Raw genomic sequence first — 22,007 nt, 5'->3', positions numbered from 1 at the left:
GGATACGGATACGTCAGCTGGCCCGGTCGCCCAGCAGGCTGCTGTCCAGCCGGGCGAGGATTTCGTCGGGCCCCCGGTACACTTCCCGCGCCCCCGCCTCATGGAGCTCACCCCGTGAGTACCCACCGGTCAGGACGGCCAGGCAGGGCACCCCGGCCCTGCCACAGGCCTGCACATCCCAGACCGTGTCGCCGACGAAAACCGCGTCGCCGGGCAGGGCTCCGCTGCGTTCCAGCGCCTGGTTGACCAGATCGGGGGCGGGCTTGCTGGCATCGACATCATCCGCTGCCATGACCTCGGCAATGGCGTCCTCGGCGTCGATGACCAGCCGCATGGCGGTCAGCTCCGAGCTGCTCGCGGAACTGGCCAGCACGACCGTCCAGCCGCGCTCGGCGCAGGCCCGGAGCAGTTCGGCCGCGCCCTTCAGCGGCGACAGCCGCGGCCAGTACGCCGCGTAGAGGCCGGCATGCGCGGCGTTGATGGCGTCGTCGGCGTCGCGGTCGCGGTCTTCACCGAGCAGATGGTCGAGCAGCTGGTCGGATCCCATGCCGATAGCCCGGTGCACACGCGCCATGGGAACGGTGTGGCCGGACTGCCGGAAGGCCTCCCACCAAGTGACGGTGTGCAGATACGTGTTGTCGACCAGCGTGCCGTCCACATCGAACAGCGCGCCTCGTCGCCTGCTTCGTGTCATCGGCCCAGTGCTTTGGCGAGCTCATCCTTGTTCATGGAGGAGCGCCCCTTGATGTTGCGGCGCTGAGCGTCCGCGTAGAGCTGGTCGTAGGTCGGCCCGCCTGCCCCGCTGCGCGAGCGCTTACCGCCCCTCTTGCTGGCAGACATGTCCTCGGTCGAGCTGCGGCTCGCCCGGCGGCTCTCCCCTGACCGGGCGCGTTCCTTGTTGACCGTCCGTGAGGCGATCTCCTTGGCACGCTTCTTGCTTTCGCCGCGTTCTTCAGCGCCCTCCTTGATGTGCTCGTACTGCCGTTCCCGTTTCGATGAGGATCCACGAGGCATATGACCGTTCTCCTTAACCGGCATAGGGCTGATATGGATATGAATTACACAATACGGATACCCCATCTTGGATCGGACCACGCGGGCATCCGGAATAAGATCGTCCACCTAGGTCTGACACCGCGCCACTCCACGGAACAGCGTCGTGCTGGGAGACACGCATGGACTGGTTGGTCTCGCTGGTCGGAGTCGGGCTGGTCCTGACCGCCCTACGCGACCTGTTCCATACGCTCTGGCATCCGACCCGCCGGGGCGGGCAGAGCCGGCTCGTCATGAGGGCGCTGTGGAGGGTTTCCCATCGCCTCCGCACCCGCGGACGTGCGGCGGGGCTGGCGGGGCCGCTTGCCATGGTGCTGGTGGTCACCATGTGGGCGGCCACCATCATCGTGGGCTGGGCCCTCATCTACTGGCCCCATATGCCGGAAGGTTTCGTCTTCAATCCCGGCCTGACACCGGAGGAACGGTCGAATGTGCTGGACTCCTTCTACGTGTCGATCGTCATGATGGGCACCCTTGGGCTCGGGGACATCGCACCGACCGAAGGCTGGCTCCGGGTCGCGGCACCGGTGCAGGCCCTGGTGGGCTTTGTCCTGCTGTCGGCCGTCGTCTCCTGGGTTCTCGAGATCTACCCAGCACTCATGCGCCGCAGGACCCTGGCACTACGGCTGTCCCTGCTGCGCCGCGCCGACCCCTCGCCGCGGCAGCTGGACAGCGCCGCGGGGGCCTCGTTGCTGGAAAGCCTGAGCACGGATGTGGCGCGCGTGCGTGTCGACTTCAGCCAGTACCCCGAGGCCTACTACTTCCACGATGGTGAGGACGACACGGCTCTGGCGGCCAGCGTTGGCTACGCCGCCGAACTCGCTCAGCACTGGCAGACGGGCCAGCGGGAGGATGTGCGGCTGACCGCGGCCATGCTCGCCGGTGCGCTGGACGACCTCGCGGCCATCCTTGATCAGCACTTCCTTCATACCGGCGGCACACCGATGGAAGTGTTCAGCGCGTATGCCGCCGATCGCGGCCGTGCATGATGGAGGACAGCGGCTGTTGCGGGCCGCGATCACAGATCGCGCCGCTGCAGGGGCCTGGTGGCAGGCCCCTGCAGCACCCGGCCGTCAACATCGAACCGGGAGCCATGGCAGGGGCAGTCCCAGGTCACTTCGGCATCGTTGAACTGGACGACGCAGCCCAGATGGGTGCACCGGGCGGACACCGCCCGTACGCTGCCGGACTCATCGCGGTGTACGGCGCAGGTCCGGCCCCCGATACGGACAATGGCGCCGCAGCCGGGCGCGATCTCCGCCACCGAGTCGATACGGGACGCGCGCAGCCGGTCACCGACGAAGTGTCCGGCTACGGAGGCCTGGAACTTCAGCAGAGCGGGTCCGCTGCGCAGTGGAGGAATACGCCGGGGGTCGTACATACCGGCCCAGGGCGGCAGCTGCGCTCCGGTGATCCGCGCGGCGAGGAGGCGGCCGGCCATCACTCCGTTGCTCATCCCCCAGCCGCCGAAGCCGGTCGCCACATAGGTGTGGCGTGCGCCGGGGTGCAGCGGACCAACGTAAGGGAGGGAGTCGGGGGTGTCGTTGTCCTGGGCGGCCCAGCGGTGAGTGATTTCCATGCCGGGAAAGCGCTCGCGGGTCCACGCGGCAAGTCGTCCGAAGCGGGCCTGGACGCCGCCGGTTCCCGGGGTGAAGGACTCGCCGGTGACGATCAGAAGCCGCTGGCCATCGGTGTGCGGCGCTGTCCGTACGGAGCGGATGTGCTGCTCCGGGGTGATGAACATGCCCGCCGGGTCGCTCGCGGCCGGGACCGGCCCCGCTACGACCAGTTCCCGCCGCGGCTCCAGCCGGGTGAACAGCATCGCCCGGTCGAACACCGGGTAGTGGGTCGCCACAACGATGTCCCGCGCTGTGACTTCGGCTCCGTCCTCGGTGGTCACCCGGCACGGCCGGCCCTCGGAGAGCCCCACCACCCGTGTGCGTTCAAAGATGGCGCCGCCCCGGCGCAGTATGTCGTGAGCCAGGCCGAGCAGATATTTGCGCGGGTGGAACTGTGCCTGGTCCGCTACCCGGACCGCGCCCGCGACCGGGAAGGGCAGCCCTGTGTCCGTAACGAAGTCGGCGGCCAGCCCGGCCTCGCGGGCCGCTTCCGCTTCCCTCCTGATGTCGTCCGTGCGCTGCTCCGATTCCACATAGACGAAGGCCGGAACACGTTCGAGCTCCGCGTCCACCCCCAGCTCCGTGCACATGTGCGCCACATGGCTCACCGCTTCCTGCTGGGCGCGGGCATGCAGCCGGGCCGCGCGCGGCCCATGCTGGCGCGTCACCGCCGAGTACGTCAGCGCGTGGAGCGCCGACAGTTTCGCGGTGGTGTGGCCCGTGACCGCCGCTGCGATCCGGTCCGCCTCCAGGACAGCCACGCTCCGCCCGGACCGCGCGAGCTCAAAGGCAGTGCTCAGCCCGGCGATGCCGCCACCGATGACGGCGGCATCGACCTCCAGGTCGTGGCTGAGCGACGGGTGAGCGGTGCTCTCCGTGGAGTCCATCCAATACGACCGCACGGCACCGTGAGAAACCATGACGCATCAGCTTCCCCGCTCTGCCGGAACATAACGGTTCGCACACCCATCCGGCGGAGCGCTGTCAGTCGGCCGCCTTCTCCGTGGCCTCCTCCATCGTGCCGGTCCAGGTGCGCTGCGGGGGGCGGCCGACGAACCTCCCGAAGACCAGCGTGGCGATGGTGGCGGCGAGCACGCCCGGCACCATCTCGTACACGCCGGTCTGCAGCGGCCCGAGCAGCGGATCAATACGTTCCCAGAACACCACGGTGAGCGCGCCGGTCACAATGCCGGCCATCGCCCCGGCCCCCGTCATACGGGGCCAGAAGAGCGACAGGACCACCACCGGCCCAAAAGCAGCGCCGAATCCGGCCCAGGCGTAGGCGACGATGTCGAGCACGGCGCCCCCGCCGAGCGCGATCATATAGGCGACCACGGCCACAACGATCACGGTTCCGCGGCCGACCCACACCAGTGTGGCGTCCGAAGCCCGCCGGTTGAGGAACGCACGGTAGAAGTCCTCAGTGAGGGCGGTCGAGGACACGATCAGCTGACTGTCGGCGGTGGACATGACCGCTGCCAGCACAGCCGCGAGCAGGATGCCCGCGATCCAGGGGTTGAGCAGCTGCTGGGTCAGGGCGATAAAGACGGTCTCCGGATTGTTCAGTGGCGTGTCGAGCAGTGCGATTCCGACCAGGCCGACCAGTGAGGCACCGGCGAGCGTCACGAGCACCCAGGTCACACCGATACGGCGGGCCAGCGGGATATGACGCGCACTGCGGATTCCCATGAAGCGGGCGAGGATGTGCGGCTGCCCGAAGTACCCAAGTCCCCAGGCGAGCAAGGAGATCACCGCGACAGCGCTCAGCGACTCACCAACCGCCCACCGGCCGTCGGCGAAGCTGGCCTCGGTTCCCATGTCGAGCAGCGCCGGCGTTCTGTCGTCGAGCTCATTGCGCAGCGCCCCGAAACCCCCGAGCAGGCCCAGGCCCAGCACGGGCAGCACCAGCAGCGCCAGGAACATCAGCGTGCCCTGCACCGCGTCCGTCAGGCTCACGGCGAGAAACCCGCCGAGGAAGGAGTAGATGACGATGACCAGAACAGCGACGCTCACCGCGAGCTCAAAGTTGACGTTGAAGACCTGCTCGAACAGCACACCTCCAGCGACGAGCCCGCTGGATACGTAGACCGTGAAGAAGACGACGATGACGGTCGCTGAGAGGGCCCGGAGCCTCCTGCTGCGGTCCTCGAACCGCTCTTCCAGATATGCCGACAGGCTCACGGCGTTGTCGGCCCGCTCGGTGTATGTGCGCAGCCGTGGCGCGACGAAGAGCCAGTTGAGGTAGGTGCCGGCCGCGAGACCGACCGCGATCCAGGTCGCACCGATCCCGGCGGCGTAGACAGCGCCGGGCAGGCCCAGCAGCAGCCAGCCGGACATGTCGCTGGCCTGCGCGGAGAGGGCCGCCACCGGCGCGTTCAGCTTCCGGCCGCCGAGGGCGAAGTCGGTGAAGTTCTTGGTGCGGTGATACACCCAGACGCCCACTCCGATCATGGCGATGAAGTAGAGCGCGAAGGTGATGAGAATCGGTACATCAAGGTCGATCATTCGTTCCTCGCTTAGCGCAGGCGCTGCCGGTCACACGCGTGATATGCCGTCTCCAGATCCGGCATTCCGCGGAGTGTATGGCGCCTGGTACGAGGCGACGATGGACATGCGCCCAACGACGGACGGTGTTTGTTGGACCGATGTCCAAGGCGGACCGGTCGTCGCCAGGCCGAATGATCGTTGTGCGGATGTACGGTCAGGATTTCGGCACCCGGAGGCGGTCCCAGCTGACCTTTCCGGGGATACCGTCGGCGTCTCCGCCGGTAAAACCCAGCTTGCGCTGCCAGGCCGCATACGATTCGCGGTCCACGCCGGTCCATACCGGGCCCGGCCCTACCGTGTAGCGCCCACAGCCTTCCGCCACCAGCCGTTTGCCCATCGCGGTAATGACCGGGCTGTTTCTCCCCGACCGGAAGAACGCCGCGCCGGGGAACGGCTCGTACTTCGGGGCCGGCTTCTTCGGCGGTGTGCTGCCGCCCAGCCGCTTTCTGACACGCTCACGTATGGACCCCATGGTGAAGCCTCTGGGGTCCACCTTGCCGGGCTGCCACTCCTTGTGCCCGATCACCGACCGCTGGCCCCAGCCATGCGCGCGGCAGATCGCCGCCGACGCCTTCTCTATCGCCAGCAGCTGAGCCGCCGGCCAGGGGTCCTTGCCGTCGCCGAGGTTGACGCACTCGAAGCCGTAGAAGTGGCGGTTGCCGTCGGTGTCCGTCTTCCGGTCGGGCGGCAGCTCGGTCTCCCTGATGACGGCCCGCAGCACGTCCCCGTCACCAAGTCCGGCGTGGTTGGCCCGGCCGTGACCGACCAAGTGGACCTCACCCTTCTTGTCGATGACGCCATGACACAGCGGCCCCGGCAACCCGGCATACCCTTCGTAGCAAATCCTGACGGAGTTGTCGGTGCCCTTGGTGACGGTGTGGTGGATCATCACGCCGTGCACCGGCGACCAGGGGCCCTTCGAATTGCGGTTGTGTCTGCGCCAGTTGCGGTACTCATGGACCTTCAGGCCCTCGTCCCGCAGCATCTTCACCAGCCGGTCGGCGCTCAGAGGTTTAGCCATCGCGGTGTTCTCCTTGTCTCGCAGACGGGTGGGGGGTCCTCTGGCTGGGGACTGGCACTCCGGGATGCGGTCGGGGCACGCGGAAAGGCCGGCCACCTGACGGCTACGGGGCACTGAACAGGTACCGCATTCTCATGTCATGTCTCAGTCAATACCCCGTTACAACAACAAGTTGCACCCGATGCCCATGAGGTGAATAGGCAGGATCAAGCCATTGCAGGAGCGTGCGACAGATGTGCGGGGTGGGGCTCTGGAGCAGAGGGTGCTCCAGAGCCCAGGGGTGGCGAGGCGGTGTTGACGCCGCTGCTGCGTAGAGTGCAACGATCAGGCATCTCGGTCAGCTCTCCTCGCCCGTGCAACTCCCCTGTTACAGGAGGACCGTTGGACATCCCCGATATGCCCGAGCCCGTGTTCTCCCGGCGCAGATTTCTGCAGGCGACCGCGGAAACCGCCGCCGCCACCGGAGCCCTCGGTGCGTTGGCCCTGCCCACAGCGGCCGAAGCGGCTGCCGCGTCGGCGCGCCGCTCCTCCCTCTCCTTCACCGCCGCGACAAACGGCGCCGGAACCCTCTCGCCCTCCGGCGACCGGCTGATCGCGGAAGTACAGAACGTCCTGTGGTCGGCCGCCCGTAAGGGTGGTGCCGCCGTTCCGCTCACGGCACCCGGCCTTGAGCCCACCCGGCCCGTCTTCTCCCCTGATGGAAAGCGGCTCGCCATCTGCGCCTACCGTGACGGCGCCTTCCACATCTGGACCCTGCGTCCGGACGGCACCGGCCTGCGGCAGCACACCGACGGCCCGTGGGACGACCGTGGCCCCGCCTGGTCGCCCGACGGCACCCGGATCGCCTTCGCCTCTGAGCGTGAGGGCGATCCGGTGGCGGGCAGCCCGTACCGCCTGTGGGTGCTGAACGTGCCGACCGGGGGCCTGACCCGTATCACCGGCCTGCCCAGCCAGGACGGCCCGCTTCAGGACAGCGACTGGGAGGACTTCGACCCCGCCTGGTCGCCGGACGGCGAACGCGTGCTGTTCGTCCGCGCGGCGCGGGCCGGGGAGGCCCTTGAGGCCCGAACCGTCGCGTCCGTACGGGCCGACGGCACCGGTCCGGTCCGGGTGGAGCACACGGAGACCACCGCGGCCCAGGTGATGGTGCCCGCGGTCGCACCGGACGGGCGGCTCGCCTATTTGCGCACCACCGCCTTCCCCGAAGCTTCGTGCACCCTGGTCGTGGACGGTTCGCCGGTCCCCGTGGAGGGCGATGTGGCACCCGTGCCGCCGCGCTGGGTCGCGCGCGGGAAGCTTCTGCTCACCGTCGACGGACAGTTCCGGATCGTACGGGCCGACGCGCCCCGGGTGAGCGAGGAGATCCCCTTCGCGGCCACCGCCCGGGTCGACCGGCCCCACTACCGTGTCAAGCGGTACGACTTCGAAGGCGGCGGCGTGCGCCCCGTACGTGGGCTGCATCTGCCCGCGCTCTCCCCCGACGGCCGGCAGGTGGCCTTCGCCGCCCTCAACTCCCTCTGGCTCGCCGACGTTGACGGGAACCACGCGCCGCGCCGCGTCGCCCGGGCCGGCGCCACCCGCTATCTGATGGGCCCCGTATGGACGCCCGACGGGGACGCGCTGCTGTACTGCGACGACCGTACGGGCCTGCACGCCGTATACCGCCATGACCTGGCCTCCGGTGCGGAAACCGCGCTCGCCACCGGCGGCCGGGTGCACCCCGCGCTCTCCGCCGACGGCAAGCGGCTCGCCTGTATCGATATGTCGGGAAACCTGGTTGTGCGCGACATCGACGCGGGAACGGAGCGCGTGCTCGCCGCCCCGCTCGGCGCGGGCGGGCTGCCCGGCCGGCCGACCTGGTCGCCCGATGGCCGCTGTCTCGCGCTGTGCGACCGCAACCGCCTCAACCAGCGCTTCCGCGAGGGTTACCACCTCATCCGGGTCATCGAGGTGGCCAGCGGTACCTCCCGGCTGCACGCGGTCGCGCCACACACCTCGATCTCCGACCGCTATGACTCCGGGCCGGTATGGAGCCCCGACGGCCGCTGGCTGGCCCTGATCGCCGAGTCCGCGCTCTGGCTGCTGCCGGTACGGCCGGACGGCACCCCCGACGGGGAGCCGCGCAGGCTCACCGACGAGCCCGCCGACCACCCCTCCTGGTCCGCCGACTCGCGCACCATCCTCTATCTCTCGGCGGCCCGGCTGCGGCTCCTGGACGTGGCCAGCGGCAGGGCCCGTACGGTCCGTGTCCCGCTGGACCACCGGCGGCCGAGGCCCGTCGACACGGTCGTCCATGCCGGAAGGCTCTGGGACGGCACCGGCGAGACCGTCCGCGAGAACGTCGATGTGCTGGTGCGCGGCGGACGGATCACCGCTGTGGAACCGCACCGCGCCGGACGGGCGGCACAGCGGCGTATCGACGCCTCCGGCCACACCGTCGTTCCCGGCCTGTGGGACGCGCACACCCACCCCTGGCAGTACACCTACGGCGGGCGGCAGACCGCGTTGCAGCTCGCCTACGGCATCACCACGGCCGTCTCCCTCGGCGGCTTCGCGTACGAACAGGCCCGTATCCGGGAAGCCGTCGCGGCGGGCGCACTGGCCGGGCCCCGGCTGCTGACGACCGGTGAGATGCTGGACGGCGCACGTGTCGCCTACAGCATGGGCCGCGCGCACCGCACACGCGCGGGGCTGCACCGGTCACTGGAGCGGGGCGCCGCACTCGACTGGGATGTCGTCAAGACGTATGTACGCGCCCCGGGCTGGATCATGGCGGAGGCCGCCCGGTTCGCGCATGAACGGCTCGGGGTGCGCGTCGGCAGTCACCTGTGCACGCCCGGCGTGCAGCTCGGACACGACCTCACCACGCATCTGCAGGCCACCCAGCGCCTGGAGTACGGCCACGCGACGACGGCGTCCGGCCGCGCCTACCAGGATGTGACGGAGATCTACACCGCCACCGGCTTCCACCTCATCGCCACGCCGTTCACCGCCGTGTTCCTGGTAGGTGCCGACCCCGCGCTCGCGCGGGATCCCCGGGTCACCCGGATGATGCCGCCCTGGGATGTCGCACGGATGCGGGAGCTCGCCGGGCGACCGCCAGCCGACGCGGAACTGGCCACGCTGCGTACCGAAATCGATATCTACCGGCGGATTCTGTCCGGCGGTGGAATCGTCGCGCTCGGCACCGACGCTCCCCTTGTGCCGGTGGGACTGCACCTCCACCTCGGGCTGCGCGCACTGCACCGCTATGGGCTGTCTCCGGCCGAGGCGCTGCGCACCGCCACGGTGCTGCCGGCCCGGGCGTTCGGCGCGGAACGCGATCTGGGCACCCTGGAGGCGGGCAAGCTCGCGGACCTGACGGTCGTGGACGGTGACCCGTTCACGGACTTCGACTCGCTCGTACGGACCGCATCGGTGCTGCGCGGCGGAGTGCCGTTCGAGCAGGCGGAGCTTGTGGGGTCGTTCCCCGCCGACGATGCGCTCAGGGGCGGCCAGCCGCTGGAGCGGTGGCTGGAGGTCGGACGGCAGCTGCGGCGCGAGACCTGCTGTGACCCGGCGAACTGACGCAGCCGTGCGCCAGGGCGGGATCACTCGTCCGGCCCCGCCGGGGTATCGCTCCCGCGGTCTGCTTCCTAGCGTCGTCACGGGGACGTGCGGACCAGCTGAAGGGAACGGGCGTGGCTCTCCATCGCGTGTCCAGTAGTCCGGGCACACCGTTTGACGATGTCTACAGCATGCCGGTCAGCGAGCGGTCACTGCCGAAGTACCGCATGCCCCAGTCATCCTCCGACCCGCGTGCGGTCTACGCCCTCATCCACGACGAGCTCGCCCTGGACGGGAACTCCGCACAGAACCTGGCCACGTTCTGCACCACCTGGGCCGAGCCCGAGGTGCGGACCCTGATGGACGAGTGCCTCGACAAGAACATGATCGACAAGGATGAGTATCCGCAGACCGCGGCCATCGAGTCCCGCTGTGTCCACATCCTGGCCGACCTGTGGCACTCCCCCGCCCGCCAGACCGCCACCGGCTGCTCGACCACCGGCTCCAGCGAGGCCTGCATGCTCGCTGGACTGGCGCTGAAGTGGCGCTGGCGGCAGCGCCGCCGAGCGGCGGGGCAACCGGCCGACCGCCCCAACCTGGTGTGCGGCCCGGTCCAGGTGTGCTGGGAGAAGTTCGCCCGCTACTTCGACGTCGAGCTGCGCCAGGTGCCCCTGGAGCCGGACGCCACCGGAATGCGCCCCCACCAGCTGCGCGGATATGTGGACGAGAACACCATCGGTGTGGTGGCCATCCTCGGCGTGACCTACACCTGCGACTATGAGCCGGTGGCCGGCTTCGCCGCTGAGCTGGACGCCATCGAAGCCGAGACGGGGGTGAGCGTCCCCCTCCACGTCGACGCGGCCAGCGGCGGCTTCATCGCCCCCTTCCTCCAGCCGGGGCTGCGCTGGGACTTCCGTATCGAGCGGGTCGCCTCGATCAACGCCTCAGGCCACAAGTACGGCATGGCGCCGCTGGGTGTGGGCTGGGTCGTCTGGCGCTCAGCGGAACTGCTGCCCGAGGAGCTGATCTTCAAGGTCGACTATCTGGGCGGCGATATGCCGACCTTCGCCCTCAACTTCTCCCGCCCCGGCGGCGAGGTCATCGCTCAGTACTTCACTCTGCTGCGCCTCGGTCACGAGGGCTACCGCAAGGTGTATACGGCCTGTACGAAGACCGCCCGGGCACTGGCCGCCGAGATCGCCGCCGCGGGCCCGTTCACTCTGCTGTACGACGGGCACGGCGGGCTGCCCGCGGTCTCCTGGACCCTCACCGGTCCCTCCCCCGGCTTCACCCTCTACGACCTCACCGACCAGCTGCGTCGGCGCGGCTGGCAGGTGCCCGCTTACCCCCTGCCCCCGGAACGGCACAAGACGGTCGTCCAACGTGTCCTCATCCGGCACGGCATCGGATACGACAAGATCATGCTGCTGGCCGACGACATCCGCACCGCCGTCACCCGTCTGTCCCACGGCACCGCGGGCACGGACGAACAGCCCGGCTTCCACCACTGACGACGGGAACACCAGTGATCGCAGTCGTCGGCAGCCTGAACCTGGATCTCGTCGTCCCCGTGCCACGCCATCCCGTGCCCGGCGAGACCGTACTCGGCGGCGACATCACCCAGCACTTCGGTGGGAAGGGCGCCAACCAGGCGGTCGCCGCCGCCCGGCTCGGTGGCGAGGTCACTCTGGTGGGCCGGGTCGGCGAGGACGACGCGGCCGATGTCATGCTCGACGCGGTCCGGCGCGAGGGCGTCATCACGCGCATCGTGCGCACACCGGGGGCTGCGACCGGCCGCGCGCTGATCACTGTCGACCCGGCGGGTGAGAACTGCATCGTGGTCAGCCCAGGGGCCAATGCCCGGCTGGCCGCCGCCGACTGCGACGCTGTCGCCGATCCGCTACGGCAGGCCAAGGTCACCGTCCTGCAGCAAGAGGTCCCGGACGACGCCAACCACGCGGCCGCACGGCTCGCCCAGGGCACCGTGCTCTACAACCCGGCCCCGGCAGTCGCCGGAGCGGTTCCGCCGCCCCACGTTGACCTGCTTGTCCCCAACCGCACCGAGCTGGCGGTCCTCGCCCGTACGGAGGTACCCGGGACGATCGACGAAGTCGTGACCGCCGCCCGTACATTGACGGGTGCGGGTGCGACGGTCGTCACCCTCGGCGGTGACGGGGTCCTGCTCCTTGAGGGCAGCGCGCGTCTGCACATCCCCGCCTGCCCGGTCCAGCCCCTGGACACCACCGCCGCCGGTGATGCCTTCTGCGGCGCGCTCGCCGTCGCGCTCGCTGAGGGCCGCACGCTCGAACACGCCGCCCGCTGGGCCTGCGCCGCCGCGGCGATCAGCACCACACGGGCCGGTGCCCAGCCCTCGCTGGCCCGCCGCGCCGAGGTGGAGCGCTTCCTGTCGCGGCACGGCTGACCTCGGCTGCGATACTGCTCAACTCGTCTTCTTCAGCGGAGGAGTTCTCATGGGCGACGCGCTGTACGTGAGGTTTCAGGGAACGAGACGGAACCAGCGAGGTGACTTTCCCGGGGTCTTCGTATTGGTCAACGGCCTGGCACGCGACGGCAAGCTGACCGACGGGCAGGAGCGGTTCAGGCGAGCCAACAACGACTGGTACGACGCCAGTTACCCGAACCCCGCCCACGTCGATCCCACGGTGTACGACCACACGGTGAATCCGGGTGCGGCTGCCTGGTTCAAGTCATCAGCCCGCGCACTGCTCGATCGCGTCGACGGCTACCTGGAGATACTCGCCGCGCACGGAGTGGAATGCGAACGGCTGCGGTCCGCTGATCCAGGAAAGATCGTCTACGAGGACGAGTACCAGATCGTCGTCATCCCTCACCCCAGTGAGGCGTGCGGCCCGGTCCGGCACGACGTGAAAGTGCCTTCGCCAACACGGCCGGACAACGTTAGATGGTGTCCCGCCAGAAGGTGTGGCAGCCGGTACCCGACGTAGGAAGGCGAGCAGCGAGATGCCCGAAGAGACCACCCGCGCAACCGTTGATGAGTACCTGCGCAGACTCCGTGAGCGAGACCTGGAAGGCGCCGTTGGGCTCTTCGCCGAAACGCTCGACTGGTACGCCCCGGGCGCGGCAACGGTGCCGTGGACGGGCCGCCGGTCGACCCGTGCCCAGGTGATGGAGTTCTTCACGCTGCTCCACGAGCACCTGGTGCCTGAGGAGTTCACCGTGACGCATATCGTGGTCGACGGCGCTGACGCGGTGATAATCGGCCACCTCCGGGACACGGTCAAGGCTACGGGCGGGACCCTGACGACGCCCTTCGCCGCTCATGTCACGGTGACCGACGGGTCCTTTACGCGTTACCACCTCTTCGAGGACAGCTATGCGCTGGCACAGGCCGTGGCACCCGACAGCACACCAGGGAAGGTGTAACCATGCGTCCTGCCCACGAGCTCTCCCACGATGCGGTACGCGCCTTTGTCGACGCCGTCAACGCCCGGGACAGGGCGGCGTTCAAGGCCGTGCTCACTGATGGCGCGACCATGTCGGACGTCGGTGTCGAGCACGACCTCACCGAGTGGGCAGAGAGGGAAATCTTCACCTCCCGCGCCCAGATGGAGGTCACCTCGGAGACCGACGGCGGTCTGTCGCTGGTCGCCCGCTATCGCAATGACATATGGGGCGAGATCGACACCGCATGGACGTTCACGGTCGTCGACGGGAGGATCAGCCGCTTCGAGACAGGCCCGGCCTGATCAACCGATCTCCTGCACCAGCACCGCCGAACGCGCCGGGTGTTCTGCCGGGTGTTCTTATGCTGAAGTCAGGTGAGACCACAATGACTCGGCCTGGGGGCACGGGGCCGGTGACGAGAGGAGCAGGGTGAACGGCCCTCCTGGGTTAGCAGCGGACTCGGCAGAAGGAAGCTGCGCCACGGTACAGATACGCATTCTGGGCCCGGTGACCGTCGAGATGGCAGGCCGGCAGATCGGTCTCGGGCCGCAGCAGCGTGCGCTGCTGGCGGCGCTGGCCCTCGCCCGGGGCCGGGCAATCAGCAGATCCCGGCTGATCGACCTGATCTGGGAGGGCGCCACGCCCGAGGGGGCCGCCGCGACACTGCGTACCCATATCCTGCACCTGCGCAGGGTGCTGGAACCGCAACGGCGGGCGCAGCTCGGCTATGAGGTGCTGGTCAGTGTCGGCGGCCGGAAGGACGCGAGCTACGCGCTGCGGCTGGAGGAGACCCAAGTCGACGCGCTGCGGTTCGTCCGGCTCACCCAGGAGGCGCGGCGCGCGTCCAGCAGCGGAGATCCACAGGGCGCTCTCGAGCGGCTGGACCAGGCGCTGGGGCTCTGGTACGGCCCGGCTCTGGAAGGGGTGAGCGACCGGAGCTTCGCTGTCGCCGAGGCGAACCGGCTGGAGGAGCTGCGGCTGGTGGCCCAGGAGGACCGTATCGACGCCCTGCTGGAACTGGGCCGGCATGAGGAGGTCCATGGCGAGCTCGCCACGCTCGTCCGTGAGCACCCCTTGCGCGAGCGGCTGCGGTCGCAGCTCATCCTCGCCCTGTACAGATCGGAGCGGCAGGCGGACGCACTGGCCGCGTACCGGGAGATCTACCAGCTTCTCGACGAGGAGCTGGGCGTAGCGCCGGGGCGCCCGCTGCGTCGGCTGCACCAGCAGGTCCTCAACGCCGACCCGGCGCTTGAGCCCAAGCCCCAGCCCCAGCCCCAGCAGGGGCCCGGCCAGCACCATGAGCCGCCCGCGGTTCCGCGTCAGCTTCCGCCCGACGTCGCCAGCTTCACCGGGCGCCGGGAGTATCTGCAGGAGCTGGACGCACTGCTGCCCGCGCGGGCTCCGGGAGCCGGACAGACGCTGGTGATCTCGTCCGTCTCCGGCACGGCCGGGGTGGGCAAGACAACCCTGGCGGTGCACTGGATGCACCAAGTGGCGGACCGGTTCCCCGATGGCCAGCTGTTTGTCGATCTGCGTGGTTACGCCACCGGCTCGCCGATGACCGTTGATGAGGCTTTGGGCCAGTTGCTGCGCGCTCTCGGCGTGGCCCCGGCACACCTTCCGGAGGGCCCGGACGAGAAGGCCGCGCTGTACCGGTCGATGCTGGCGGACAAGCACATGCTGATCCTGCTGGACAACGCAGCCGGGCTCGGGCAGGTCCGGCCCCTGCTGCCCGGCTCGCCGACCTGCTTCACCATCGTGACCAGCCGTAATGACCTACGTGGTCTGACCGCGTTTCACGACGCCCACCGTATCGGTCTGGATGTGTTCAGCCCGGAGGAGGCCCTCGCCCTGCTCGCCCGGATCGTCGGCGCGGACCGGGTGCGGGACGAGCCGGAAGCCGCCGCGGAGCTGGTGCGGCTGTGCGGCCATCTCGCCCTCGCGGTACGGGTCACCGCCGCGAACCTCATCGGCGGCCGCTTCCGGCGTATCGCCGATATGGTCCGCGATCTGCGCGAGGGGAACCGGCTCGCCAAGCTCACGGTGGAGGGTGACCAGGAGACGGCCGTCCGGGCCGCGTTGGATCTGTCCTACCGTGCCCTGCCAGCGGTGCAGCGGGGGCTCTTCCGGCTGCTGGGCCTGGCGCCCGCCCACGATCTGTCCCTGCGCGCCATCGCGGCGCTCGCTGGGCGCCCGGAAGCCGAAACCGCCCGGACGCTGGATCACCTGGTGTCCAGGAGCCTGCTGGACAACCACCAGCCGGACCGGTTCCACTGCCATGACCTGCTGCGGCTGTACGCCAGGGAACGAGCCGGGCAGGAGGACAGCCGCGAGGAACGCGAGGACGCCGTTCGGCGGCTGTTCGCCTGGTATCTGTCCACCGCCGACCGCGCAGCACACCGTCTCTACGGGGCGTTCTACTCGTGGTATGCCGTGCCCGAGCAGGACTCGGCGGGTTCCGTGGCGGCCCCGCTGGCCTTCGCCGAGCGCTCCGACGCCGCGGCCTGGCTGAACACCGAGCGGGGCAATCTGCTCGTGTGTATTGAGCACGCCGCCGAGCATGGCCCGTACCGGTTCGCCTGGCAGCTGGCGCTCGCGCTGCATGGCCACTTGATGGCGCACGGGCAGCGTGCCGACTGGCTGGGCGCGGCACGGGCCGGGCTTCGGGCGGCCGACGCCGGCCAGGACCTCTACGGGCGGGCGGCCATGCACTGGAGCCTGGGATACGTCCACTGGGAACTGGCCCAGCACGACGAGGCCGTATGGCACAGCGCACGGGCCGAGTCGCTGTACGGCGAGGCCGGGCTCTCCCCGGAAAGGGGTGGCGCGCTCCTCGGTCTCACCGCGGCGAACCGGGAGAAGGGAAGCCTGGAGCTCGCCCGGGCGTACGCCCTTCAGGCCCGGGACGTCTACCGGCGTACGGATGACCCCGCCGGTACGGCCTGGGCCCTCGCCCTGCTGGGCTTTGTCTGCCTTGACCAAGGCCGGTTCGGCGAGGCGCGTGAGCACTTCACCCTGGCCCGGGATGCCGGGCAGCGGTCCGACGATCCGCACGCGGCGATCCTCCCGCTGTACGGACTCGGTGCCGCCCAGCATGGGCTGGGCCGGTTCGAGGACGCCACCGAGCATCTCACCCAGGCACTCACGGTGGACAACCAGCTGCTGGGCACCTACGCCGGGGAGGGCGCCCTGTGCTGCCTGGCCATGGTCTGCCGGGACACCGGCGACCCCCGGCTGGCGCTCAAACACGCGACAGACGCCCTGAACACCACCCACCGGACACACCGCCGGCTCATCGAAGTCGATGCCCTCAACACGCTCGGGACCGTCCTGCTGCGCCTCGACGACCTACCCGGTGCGCTGAGCCACCATCGCCGCGCGCTGGACCTGGCCACCAAGGCCAACTGCCGCAGAGCCGAAGCGGCCGCGCACGGCGGACTGGCCGCCGTACACAGACACCAGGGGCAGCACCGCCACGCGCTGCACCACACCCGCACCTCCCTGGCCATCGCCCGGCAGACGGGTCTGCCCGTCGCCGAGGGCGAGGCGCTGACCGGACTCGCCGGTGTGCAACTCGCGCTCGGCCACCACAACAAGGCGATGGAAGCCGTCGAACCAGCCCTGGCCCTTCACCGGACCACCGGCTACCGACTCGGCCTGGCCCGTGCCCTGGAGACCGCCGGTGAAGTACTCAAGGCCAGAAACGACACCCGGACGGCGCAGCGTTACCGGCGCGAAGCCGCCGGCCTCTACAAGAGCATGGGCGTCCCCGCGCTGTACGCACAGGCTGGCTAAGCGAGGGCGCGGGCGGTCGCTGTGGCCGCTGCCGCTATCAGGACGACGACGGGGACCGGGGCCTTGAGCCGCCACGCGGCCACCGCGGCGGCGAAGCCGGCAAGGCGGGCGTCGAAGGTCATGCCCGCGGAGTCCGGGGAACCGACCAGTTGGGTGATGACCAGGACGGCGAGGAGAGCCGGGGTCAGATACTCCACAAAGCGCGGAAACCAGCCGGGCAGTTCCCGGTCACCCATGAGCAGCGCGCCGGCCCCCTTGAGCAGAAACGTGGTCGCCACGAGGGCTCCGACGATGAGCCAGGGCTCGTTGTTCATCGTGCTCTCCAGGTCCAGACGAGGGCGATCAGGCAGGCCAGCGCGATGGCGCTGTCGGGCGCGCCAAGACCGGTGAGCGCCAGGGCGCACACGACCGCGGCCCCGGCAGCCGTCTGCCGGCGGCGGGTGTCCAGGTGCGGGGCGAGAAGGAGAAAGAAGAGCACCGGGGAGACCGCGTCCAGGCCGTAGCGGTGAATGTCCACCGCGCTGAACGGGCCAGCAGCCCCCAGCGCGGTGCCCGCGACCCAGCCGAGCCAGAGCACCGCGCCAGAGGACAGCAGGCGTACGCGGTCGAAGCGTCCATCGGCTTCGCTGGCGATGGCCCAGGACTCCTCGATCACCAGCTGGGACTCGACCGCGCGCCGGGCCCGTCCGCCGCGCAGGGCGGGCAGGATCGCGAAGCCCATCACCAGATACCGCAGGTTGAGCAGGGTCCCGGCGACGGCGGCCGCCGCCCAGCCGCCGCCGTTGATGATGACCGAGACCGCGGCGAACTGGGAGGAGCCCACGAAGACAAGGCCGGACATCGTGCCGGCGGCGAGCGCGGAGAAACCCGCTCCTTTGGCCAGGACTCCAAAGGAGATACCGAAGGCGAAGATCGCTACGGTGAACGGCAGTGCCGCCCTCGCTCCTGTGGTGTAGGCGGCACGGCGGGCCGCCCGGTTATGGTTCGGCGGCCCGCCAGCGGGTCCGGCGGCGTTCACAGGGCCTTGCTCCGGGTGGCCGCGGTCACCGCCAGCTGTCCGGTCACGCGGTGAACCCTCGCTCGGCGTAGGGAAATCCCTCCAGCTCATTGGCCGCGATGGTCTCGTCCCGGCGCGAGGCGTAGTAGATACGGACCTCGTCGATCAGTCCCGAGTCGTCGAAGCGGTACACCTCCGCCCCCCGCAGCACCTTGCCGAGTCCGGGCTTGACGCCGGTCCACTCGCACATCGCCGTCCGCGTCTGCTCGTCCGCGTATACGGCGTCAACGGTCCAGTAGGAGGAGTTGGCCTGTACGTCCGCTCCCCAGCGCTCCACCACCGGGTCGATGCCATGGATCGGTCCGTGCATACCGGTCGCCAGATAGTGCACGACCTCTTCGGAGAGGCACTGGGCGAACATATCGCGGTCCACCTTGTTGCACGCCTGGAAGTACAGACGTACGGCTGCTTCCATGTCAGCTCTGTTCATCTCGCCCTCTCATATCGCCCTTCCATATCGCCCTTTCAACCGTTCTTACAGCTCTGCCAGTCCAAAGCCGAGTGTGGGGAGGGAGGCCAGATCTCCGCGTGCCCGGAGCAGAATGAGCTGGTCATCCGTGAAGCCGTACCGGTCCCCTGGCTTCCCTTCCGGCAGAAAGCGTCGCACGAAGGCTCTGGCGGCGGCCCGGTACTCCCCGGGAGTCGTCACGCCCGCTTCCATGTCCTCGATGGCGGCGACCAGTTCGCGCAGCCCGTGGAAGACGCGGTCCCGGCGCAGCCGCAAGCTGCCGCTCTGGTCGGTGAGTACGCCATGTGCACGCAGCCAGGAGAACAGAAAGACACCCGTACCGGAGTCGAAGTTGCGCACGGCGTCATCAGCGAGCGGATACCGGAAGATACGCTCCAGAAGGATCATATCTATCTGCTCCTGGGCGTATGGGATACCGTTCTCCCGGCAGGCGAGCACCGTTTGAGCGTCCACTTTGGTCTCTTCCAGCAGACCGACGAACCAGTTGGTCTTCAGCTTGAGGTGCCGGTCCAGGGGCCACCGCCCCTGATGGTGAAAGTAGTCGTGCAGATAGCCCCATATCGAGCGGGCCTGATAGCAGGTGCCGGGTGCCATTCCGCTGGAGGAACGCGGCATCGAGTCGGCCGTGAGTACGGACTCCGCGGCTGGCACCGCGAATGTCTCATGGATCTTGCGGAACTTGCTGAAGAAGAAGATTGCGTACGCCTGCGAGCGCACCCTGTCATGAGCCGCTACATTTTCCGGAAAGAAGACGATGCAGTTGCCCCGGGTGAATCCTTCACTCCCGGCCAGCAGGACGGTCGCCTGGCAGTTGTTCTTGGGATGCGGGAATCGTGTGGCCAACCGGCCGAGTGCGTCGGGTTCCTGGCGCCGCGCCAGGAAGAACTCCAGCCGCTTGCCGACCGGTGGTGCGCTGTTGGTGGTCAGGATGGGGGCCAGCAGGGCCGCCCAGTCGCCGTCGGCCGGTGCGGTCAGGGCGTCCCTGGAGCGGGCGAAGTGCGGTGGGGTGTCGAGTCCCGCGCTCAGCCAGTCCTCCGCGTCCGCCACGAGCGCGTCGGCCTGGCCGGTCCGCCCATGGCGGTGGTACCAGCGTGCGGCCTCCCGGCTGAGGGTGCGAAGCGACTGGACATCCTGGCCGCTGGGGTCGGCAACGGTGCCGTCGTCGCGCTGGCGCAGCCGGAAGTCATTGATCTGCGGAAGCAGAGTGCGGGTGAGGTCTGCCGCCTCCGCCAGCACAGCGTCCCTGGTGCCACGCCGATCGCTCATCGAGTGGCCGCCAGCAGATGATGGACGGTGTAAACCATCGGTATGGGACCGAAGTTCTCCATGACGCGCAGGCCATGAGCTTGGGCCGCCACGACCGTGGTAATACAGCCGTCGGCCTTCCCGCTGGCGCAGTCGATGGCCGCCTGTGAGTTACTGAGGGCCATACGCGGTTCGGATTCCGGTGGTACCAGGCCAACGGGGGCTGGATGCGAGGCCACCGTGCGAAGTGCGCTGGGGGCGGCGGGTGTTGCCGCCAGCACCATGGCGTGTGTGGGGGCCACAAAGCTGTCGACCATCCGGCAGGTCCGCAGATTACTGAATACCAGTGTATGCAGGCGGGGGTAGACAGCACAGGCGACCAGGGCGTGCTCGCCGGTCCGCGGCACGGTCTCCATCGCGGACTCCAGCGACGGGTGCAGAAACACCCTTTCCTCATCCGCTCCCTCATCCGCCAGTCCGCGACGGCGCAGCCATAAATGGGATGCGGCCTCCAGGTTAGTACCGGGAGGCCCAAGGGTGTGCAGGTAGCGTATTCCGCCGACTAAGGGGTATTCGGAGCACTCTTCGGGCACTACATCGACTGACATATCTCCCCCTGGCGGCCGCGTCTCGCCTGGGTCAATGGCGAGCGTCAATGACGAGTTGAGTGTTTTTTCAGCAGGAATTTCCGCAAAGATGGTCACGGCACACATTACCGTCGTGGTGTGCCGGCTGTCGAGGTTCACCGGACAACCGTCCGCATCCCGGATGCCAACTCTTGCCGGTGGAAGTCGATCACCACGGCGGCTGCCTGGTCAACGCGGGTTCAACGCATCTTTTACTCAACTCTGTGAGTCTGATCCGCAGGGGGCTCCCCAGGGGGTGGTCACCGTGCCGGGTACGGGCTCTTCCGGGGGAGTGCCCGTACCCGCGCGGTAAGCCGACGAGAATGGCGAGGTGCTTGGGCCATACGGGCGCGACTGGCGCCACGGCGACCTCTGGTTGCGGCCAGCGGACCAGTTAGTCCGAAACACACCCGCTCGGCTGATTCGTTCACTCTGGTGTGCGTGCTTCGATGGAGTCCGCCGCCAGCGGGCGAACGGTGAGCCGGACCGGAGGTGAGGGAGGAATGACGCGCAGACGCGTCGTCGTTTCCGGAGATGTGCAGGGTGTGTTCTTCCGGGACACCTGCCGACGTATTGCCACCGAGCGCCGGGTCACCGGCTGGGTGCGCAATCTTCCGGACGGTTCGGTTGAGGCCGTCTTCGAGGGCACCGCGGAACGAGTCGAGGAACTGGTCGCCTGGGCGCATGGCGGCCCGCCGACGGCCATGGTCGACAAGGTGGAGGTGTACTCGGAGGAGCCCGAAGGGCTGGCCGGCTTTGAGATCCGCCCCACTCCCTGGAGTGACTAGTCCGGAGCTGAGCCTGCGCTTCGCCGCCGGGCTACGGCTCTTTCTGGCCGCTCGTCATCGCACGGCCGGTGAACTCCGGGTGACCCACGACGGGACCTCCTCGCTGGGCCATATGGTCGAGTCCTTCGGGGTACCGCTGCCGGAGGTAGGGCGTCTCCTCGCCGACGGCCGACCGGTGACCGCGTCATACCGGCCGCACGGAGGCGAGGTGGTACAGGTCGATGAGGTGCGGCGACCGCAGGAGCTGCCGTACCAGCCTCCGCGCTTTGTCCTCGATGTCCACCTCGGTGCGCTGGCCCGGCGGCTGCGGCTGGTCGGTCTGGACACCGGCTACCGCAATGACCTGGACGATGACGGCCTGATCGAGTGGGCGAACACCGAACGGCGAGTGCTGCTGACCCAGGACCGCAGCCTGCTGATGCGCAGGCTGCTGTGGTTCGGCGCGTATGTCCGCGGCGCGCGTCCGGACGACCAGCTCACCGACGTTCTTGACCGCTTCGCGCCAACGCTGACGCCATGGACCCGATGTATGGCGTGCAACGGGGTGCTCTCCCCCGCCGACAAGGCCGAGGTCGAGCATCTGCTCGAGGCGGGCACCCGTCGCACCTACAACGCCTTCACCCGTTGTCCGGCCTGTGGCCGCGTCTACTGGCGTGGCGCACACGGCGGTCGGCTGGAGGCACTGGTGGCCGGGGCCACGCATGCCGTAGCACAGGCCACCTCCGCTCGGCGGTGAGGGCACGAGCACGCCTGGGCGTTTCGCCTTCCAGCACAGGGCAAGCATGTGCACCGTGCACAGCACATGTGTTCGTGGT

The 22,007-nt window shown here is 69.0% G+C and carries 20 protein-coding genes; 10 read left to right on the top strand and 10 right to left on the bottom strand.

Annotated features, from left to right (window positions below; all coding sequences use genetic code 11):
• Positions 1 to 13: 13 nt before the first annotated feature.
• Both test1122_RS24570 and test1122_RS24565 read right to left on the bottom strand, forming a co-directional pair.
• Complete coding sequence (locus tag test1122_RS24570; RefSeq protein ID WP_232271350.1) at positions 14 to 694, bottom strand: HAD family hydrolase; 681 nt, start codon at positions 692 to 694, stop codon at positions 14 to 16.
• Positions 691 to 1,014 (bottom strand): plasmid stabilization protein, encoded by a 324-nt coding sequence (locus test1122_RS24565; RefSeq protein ID WP_232271349.1) that lies wholly within the window; start codon positions 1,012 to 1,014, stop codon positions 691 to 693. The genes test1122_RS24570 and test1122_RS24565 overlap by 4 nt, the downstream gene beginning before the upstream one ends.
• Before the next feature lie 161 nt (positions 1,015 to 1,175).
• Here test1122_RS24565 and test1122_RS24560 point away from each other — a divergent pair, with 161 nt between their 5' ends.
• Positions 1,176 to 2,042: a potassium channel family protein gene (locus test1122_RS24560; protein WP_232271348.1), complete on the top strand. Its 867-nt coding sequence runs from the start codon at positions 1,176 to 1,178 to the stop codon at positions 2,040 to 2,042.
• Positions 2,043 to 2,071: 29 nt separating this feature from the next.
• On the opposite strand, the gene test1122_RS24555 is transcribed toward test1122_RS24560, so the two are convergent.
• The 3 genes from test1122_RS24555 to test1122_RS24545 form a co-directional block, all read right to left on the bottom strand.
• On the bottom strand, positions 2,072 to 3,559 hold the full coding sequence (locus test1122_RS24555; RefSeq protein ID WP_232271347.1) for an FAD-dependent oxidoreductase: 1,488 nt from the start codon (positions 3,557 to 3,559) through the stop codon (positions 2,072 to 2,074).
• Positions 3,560 to 3,656: 97 nt separating this feature from the next.
• Positions 3,657 to 5,177 carry a sodium/proline symporter PutP gene (gene putP / locus test1122_RS24550; protein ID WP_232271346.1) on the bottom strand — a complete coding sequence of 507 codons (1,521 nt, stop codon included), beginning with the start codon at positions 5,175 to 5,177 and terminating at the stop codon, positions 3,657 to 3,659.
• Between the two features lie 196 nt (positions 5,178 to 5,373).
• A complete protein-coding gene (locus tag test1122_RS24545; RefSeq protein ID WP_232271345.1) occupies positions 5,374 to 6,240 on the bottom strand; it encodes a peptidoglycan-binding protein in 867 nt (288 codons plus the stop codon).
• Between the two features lie 396 nt (positions 6,241 to 6,636).
• Between test1122_RS24545 and test1122_RS24540 the strand changes: the two genes are divergently transcribed.
• From test1122_RS24540 to test1122_RS24510, 7 genes are all read left to right on the top strand, one after another.
• Positions 6,637 to 9,807, top strand: coding sequence for an amidohydrolase family protein (locus tag test1122_RS24540; RefSeq protein WP_232272064.1), 3,171 nt, complete (start codon positions 6,637 to 6,639; stop codon positions 9,805 to 9,807).
• A 170-nt stretch (positions 9,808 to 9,977) separates the two neighbouring features.
• The gene (gene gad, locus test1122_RS24535; protein WP_232272063.1) at positions 9,978 to 11,297 is read left to right on the top strand and encodes a glutamate decarboxylase; all 1,320 of its coding nucleotides are present in this window, start codon (positions 9,978 to 9,980) and stop codon (positions 11,295 to 11,297) included.
• Positions 11,298 to 11,311: 14 nt separating this feature from the next.
• The gene (locus test1122_RS24530) at positions 11,312 to 12,208 is read left to right on the top strand and encodes a ribokinase (protein ID WP_232271344.1); all 897 of its coding nucleotides are present in this window, start codon (positions 11,312 to 11,314) and stop codon (positions 12,206 to 12,208) included.
• A 49-nt stretch (positions 12,209 to 12,257) separates the two neighbouring features.
• Positions 12,258 to 12,752, top strand: a complete 495-nt coding sequence (locus tag test1122_RS24525; protein WP_232271343.1) for a hypothetical protein — start codon at positions 12,258 to 12,260, stop codon at positions 12,750 to 12,752.
• A 16-nt stretch (positions 12,753 to 12,768) separates the two neighbouring features.
• The gene (locus test1122_RS24520; RefSeq protein WP_232271342.1) at positions 12,769 to 13,191 is read left to right on the top strand and encodes a nuclear transport factor 2 family protein; all 423 of its coding nucleotides are present in this window, start codon (positions 12,769 to 12,771) and stop codon (positions 13,189 to 13,191) included.
• Between the two features lie 2 nt (positions 13,192 to 13,193).
• Positions 13,194 to 13,514, top strand: coding sequence for a nuclear transport factor 2 family protein (locus test1122_RS24515; protein ID WP_232271341.1), 321 nt, complete (start codon positions 13,194 to 13,196; stop codon positions 13,512 to 13,514).
• A 205-nt stretch (positions 13,515 to 13,719) separates the two neighbouring features.
• A complete protein-coding gene (locus test1122_RS24510; RefSeq protein WP_232271340.1) occupies positions 13,720 to 17,007 on the top strand; it encodes an AfsR/SARP family transcriptional regulator in 3,288 nt (1,095 codons plus the stop codon).
• Here test1122_RS24510 and test1122_RS24505 read toward each other — a convergent pair.
• From test1122_RS24505 to test1122_RS24485, 5 genes are read right to left on the bottom strand one after another with little or no spacing between them, the layout of a single operon-like run.
• On the bottom strand, positions 17,004 to 17,321 hold the full coding sequence (locus test1122_RS24505; RefSeq protein WP_232271339.1) for an AzlD domain-containing protein: 318 nt from the start codon (positions 17,319 to 17,321) through the stop codon (positions 17,004 to 17,006). The two genes, test1122_RS24510 and test1122_RS24505, sit on opposite strands and share 4 nt — an antisense overlap.
• Positions 17,318 to 18,025: an AzlC family ABC transporter permease gene (locus test1122_RS24500; RefSeq protein WP_232271338.1), complete on the bottom strand. Its 708-nt coding sequence runs from the start codon at positions 18,023 to 18,025 to the stop codon at positions 17,318 to 17,320. Before test1122_RS24500 ends, test1122_RS24505 begins: the two co-directional genes overlap by 4 nt.
• 43 nt (positions 18,026 to 18,068) lie before the next feature.
• A complete protein-coding gene (locus test1122_RS24495; protein ID WP_232271337.1) occupies positions 18,069 to 18,494 on the bottom strand; it encodes a nuclear transport factor 2 family protein in 426 nt (141 codons plus the stop codon).
• A gap of 45 nt (positions 18,495 to 18,539) precedes the next feature.
• Positions 18,540 to 19,799 (bottom strand): DUF6421 family protein, encoded by a 1,260-nt coding sequence (locus test1122_RS24490; protein WP_232271336.1) that lies wholly within the window; start codon positions 19,797 to 19,799, stop codon positions 18,540 to 18,542.
• Positions 19,796 to 20,524 carry a type 2 periplasmic-binding domain-containing protein gene (locus test1122_RS24485; protein ID WP_232271335.1) on the bottom strand — a complete coding sequence of 243 codons (729 nt, stop codon included), beginning with the start codon at positions 20,522 to 20,524 and terminating at the stop codon, positions 19,796 to 19,798. The genes test1122_RS24490 and test1122_RS24485 overlap by 4 nt, the downstream gene beginning before the upstream one ends.
• 383 nt (positions 20,525 to 20,907) lie before the next feature.
• On the opposite strand from test1122_RS24485, the gene test1122_RS24480 reads away from it, so the two are divergent.
• Both test1122_RS24480 and test1122_RS24475 read left to right on the top strand, forming a co-directional pair.
• Positions 20,908 to 21,192: an acylphosphatase gene (locus test1122_RS24480; RefSeq protein WP_232271334.1), complete on the top strand. Its 285-nt coding sequence runs from the start codon at positions 20,908 to 20,910 to the stop codon at positions 21,190 to 21,192.
• Positions 21,185 to 21,928, top strand: coding sequence for a Mut7-C ubiquitin/RNAse domain-containing protein (locus tag test1122_RS24475; RefSeq protein WP_232271333.1), 744 nt, complete (start codon positions 21,185 to 21,187; stop codon positions 21,926 to 21,928). Before test1122_RS24480 ends, test1122_RS24475 begins: the two co-directional genes overlap by 8 nt.
• Positions 21,929 to 22,007: the final 79 nt, after the last annotated feature.

Origin of the sequence: Streptomyces gobiensis (assembly GCF_021216675.1) — a bacterium.
Lineage (GTDB): Bacteria > Actinomycetota > Actinomycetes > Streptomycetales > Streptomycetaceae > Streptomyces > Streptomyces gobiensis.
This window is presented reverse-complemented; position numbering and strand designations above follow the sequence as displayed.

Coding starts and splice junctions, on each gene's coding strand:
- test1122_RS24560 (WP_232271348.1), top strand. CDS start 1,176: ATGGACTGGTTGGTCTCGCTGGTCGGAGTCGGGCTGGTCCTGACCGCC.
- test1122_RS24515 (WP_232271341.1), top strand. CDS start 13,194: ATGCGTCCTGCCCACGAGCTCTCCCACGATGCGGTACGCGCCTTTGTC.
- test1122_RS24480 (WP_232271334.1), top strand. CDS start 20,908: ATGACGCGCAGACGCGTCGTCGTTTCCGGAGATGTGCAGGGTGTGTTC.
- test1122_RS24565 (WP_232271349.1), bottom strand. CDS start 1,014: ATGCCTCGTGGATCCTCATCGAAACGGGAACGGCAGTACGAGCACATC.
- gad (WP_232272063.1), top strand. CDS start 9,978: ATGCCGGTCAGCGAGCGGTCACTGCCGAAGTACCGCATGCCCCAGTCA.
- test1122_RS24495 (WP_232271337.1), bottom strand. CDS start 18,494: ATGAACAGAGCTGACATGGAAGCAGCCGTACGTCTGTACTTCCAGGCG.
- test1122_RS24570 (WP_232271350.1), bottom strand. CDS start 694: ATGACACGAAGCAGGCGACGAGGCGCGCTGTTCGATGTGGACGGCACG.
- test1122_RS24490 (WP_232271336.1), bottom strand. CDS start 19,799: ATGAGCGATCGGCGTGGCACCAGGGACGCTGTGCTGGCGGAGGCGGCA.
- test1122_RS24525 (WP_232271343.1), top strand. CDS start 12,258: ATGGGCGACGCGCTGTACGTGAGGTTTCAGGGAACGAGACGGAACCAG.
- test1122_RS24540 (WP_232272064.1), top strand. CDS start 6,637: ATGCCCGAGCCCGTGTTCTCCCGGCGCAGATTTCTGCAGGCGACCGCG.
- test1122_RS24545 (WP_232271345.1), bottom strand. CDS start 6,240: ATGGCTAAACCTCTGAGCGCCGACCGGCTGGTGAAGATGCTGCGGGAC.
- putP (WP_232271346.1), bottom strand. CDS start 5,177: ATGATCGACCTTGATGTACCGATTCTCATCACCTTCGCGCTCTACTTC.
- test1122_RS24555 (WP_232271347.1), bottom strand. CDS start 3,559: ATGGACTCCACGGAGAGCACCGCTCACCCGTCGCTCAGCCACGACCTG.
- test1122_RS24505 (WP_232271339.1), bottom strand. CDS start 17,321: ATGAACAACGAGCCCTGGCTCATCGTCGGAGCCCTCGTGGCGACCACG.
- test1122_RS24520 (WP_232271342.1), top strand. CDS start 12,769: ATGCCCGAAGAGACCACCCGCGCAACCGTTGATGAGTACCTGCGCAGA.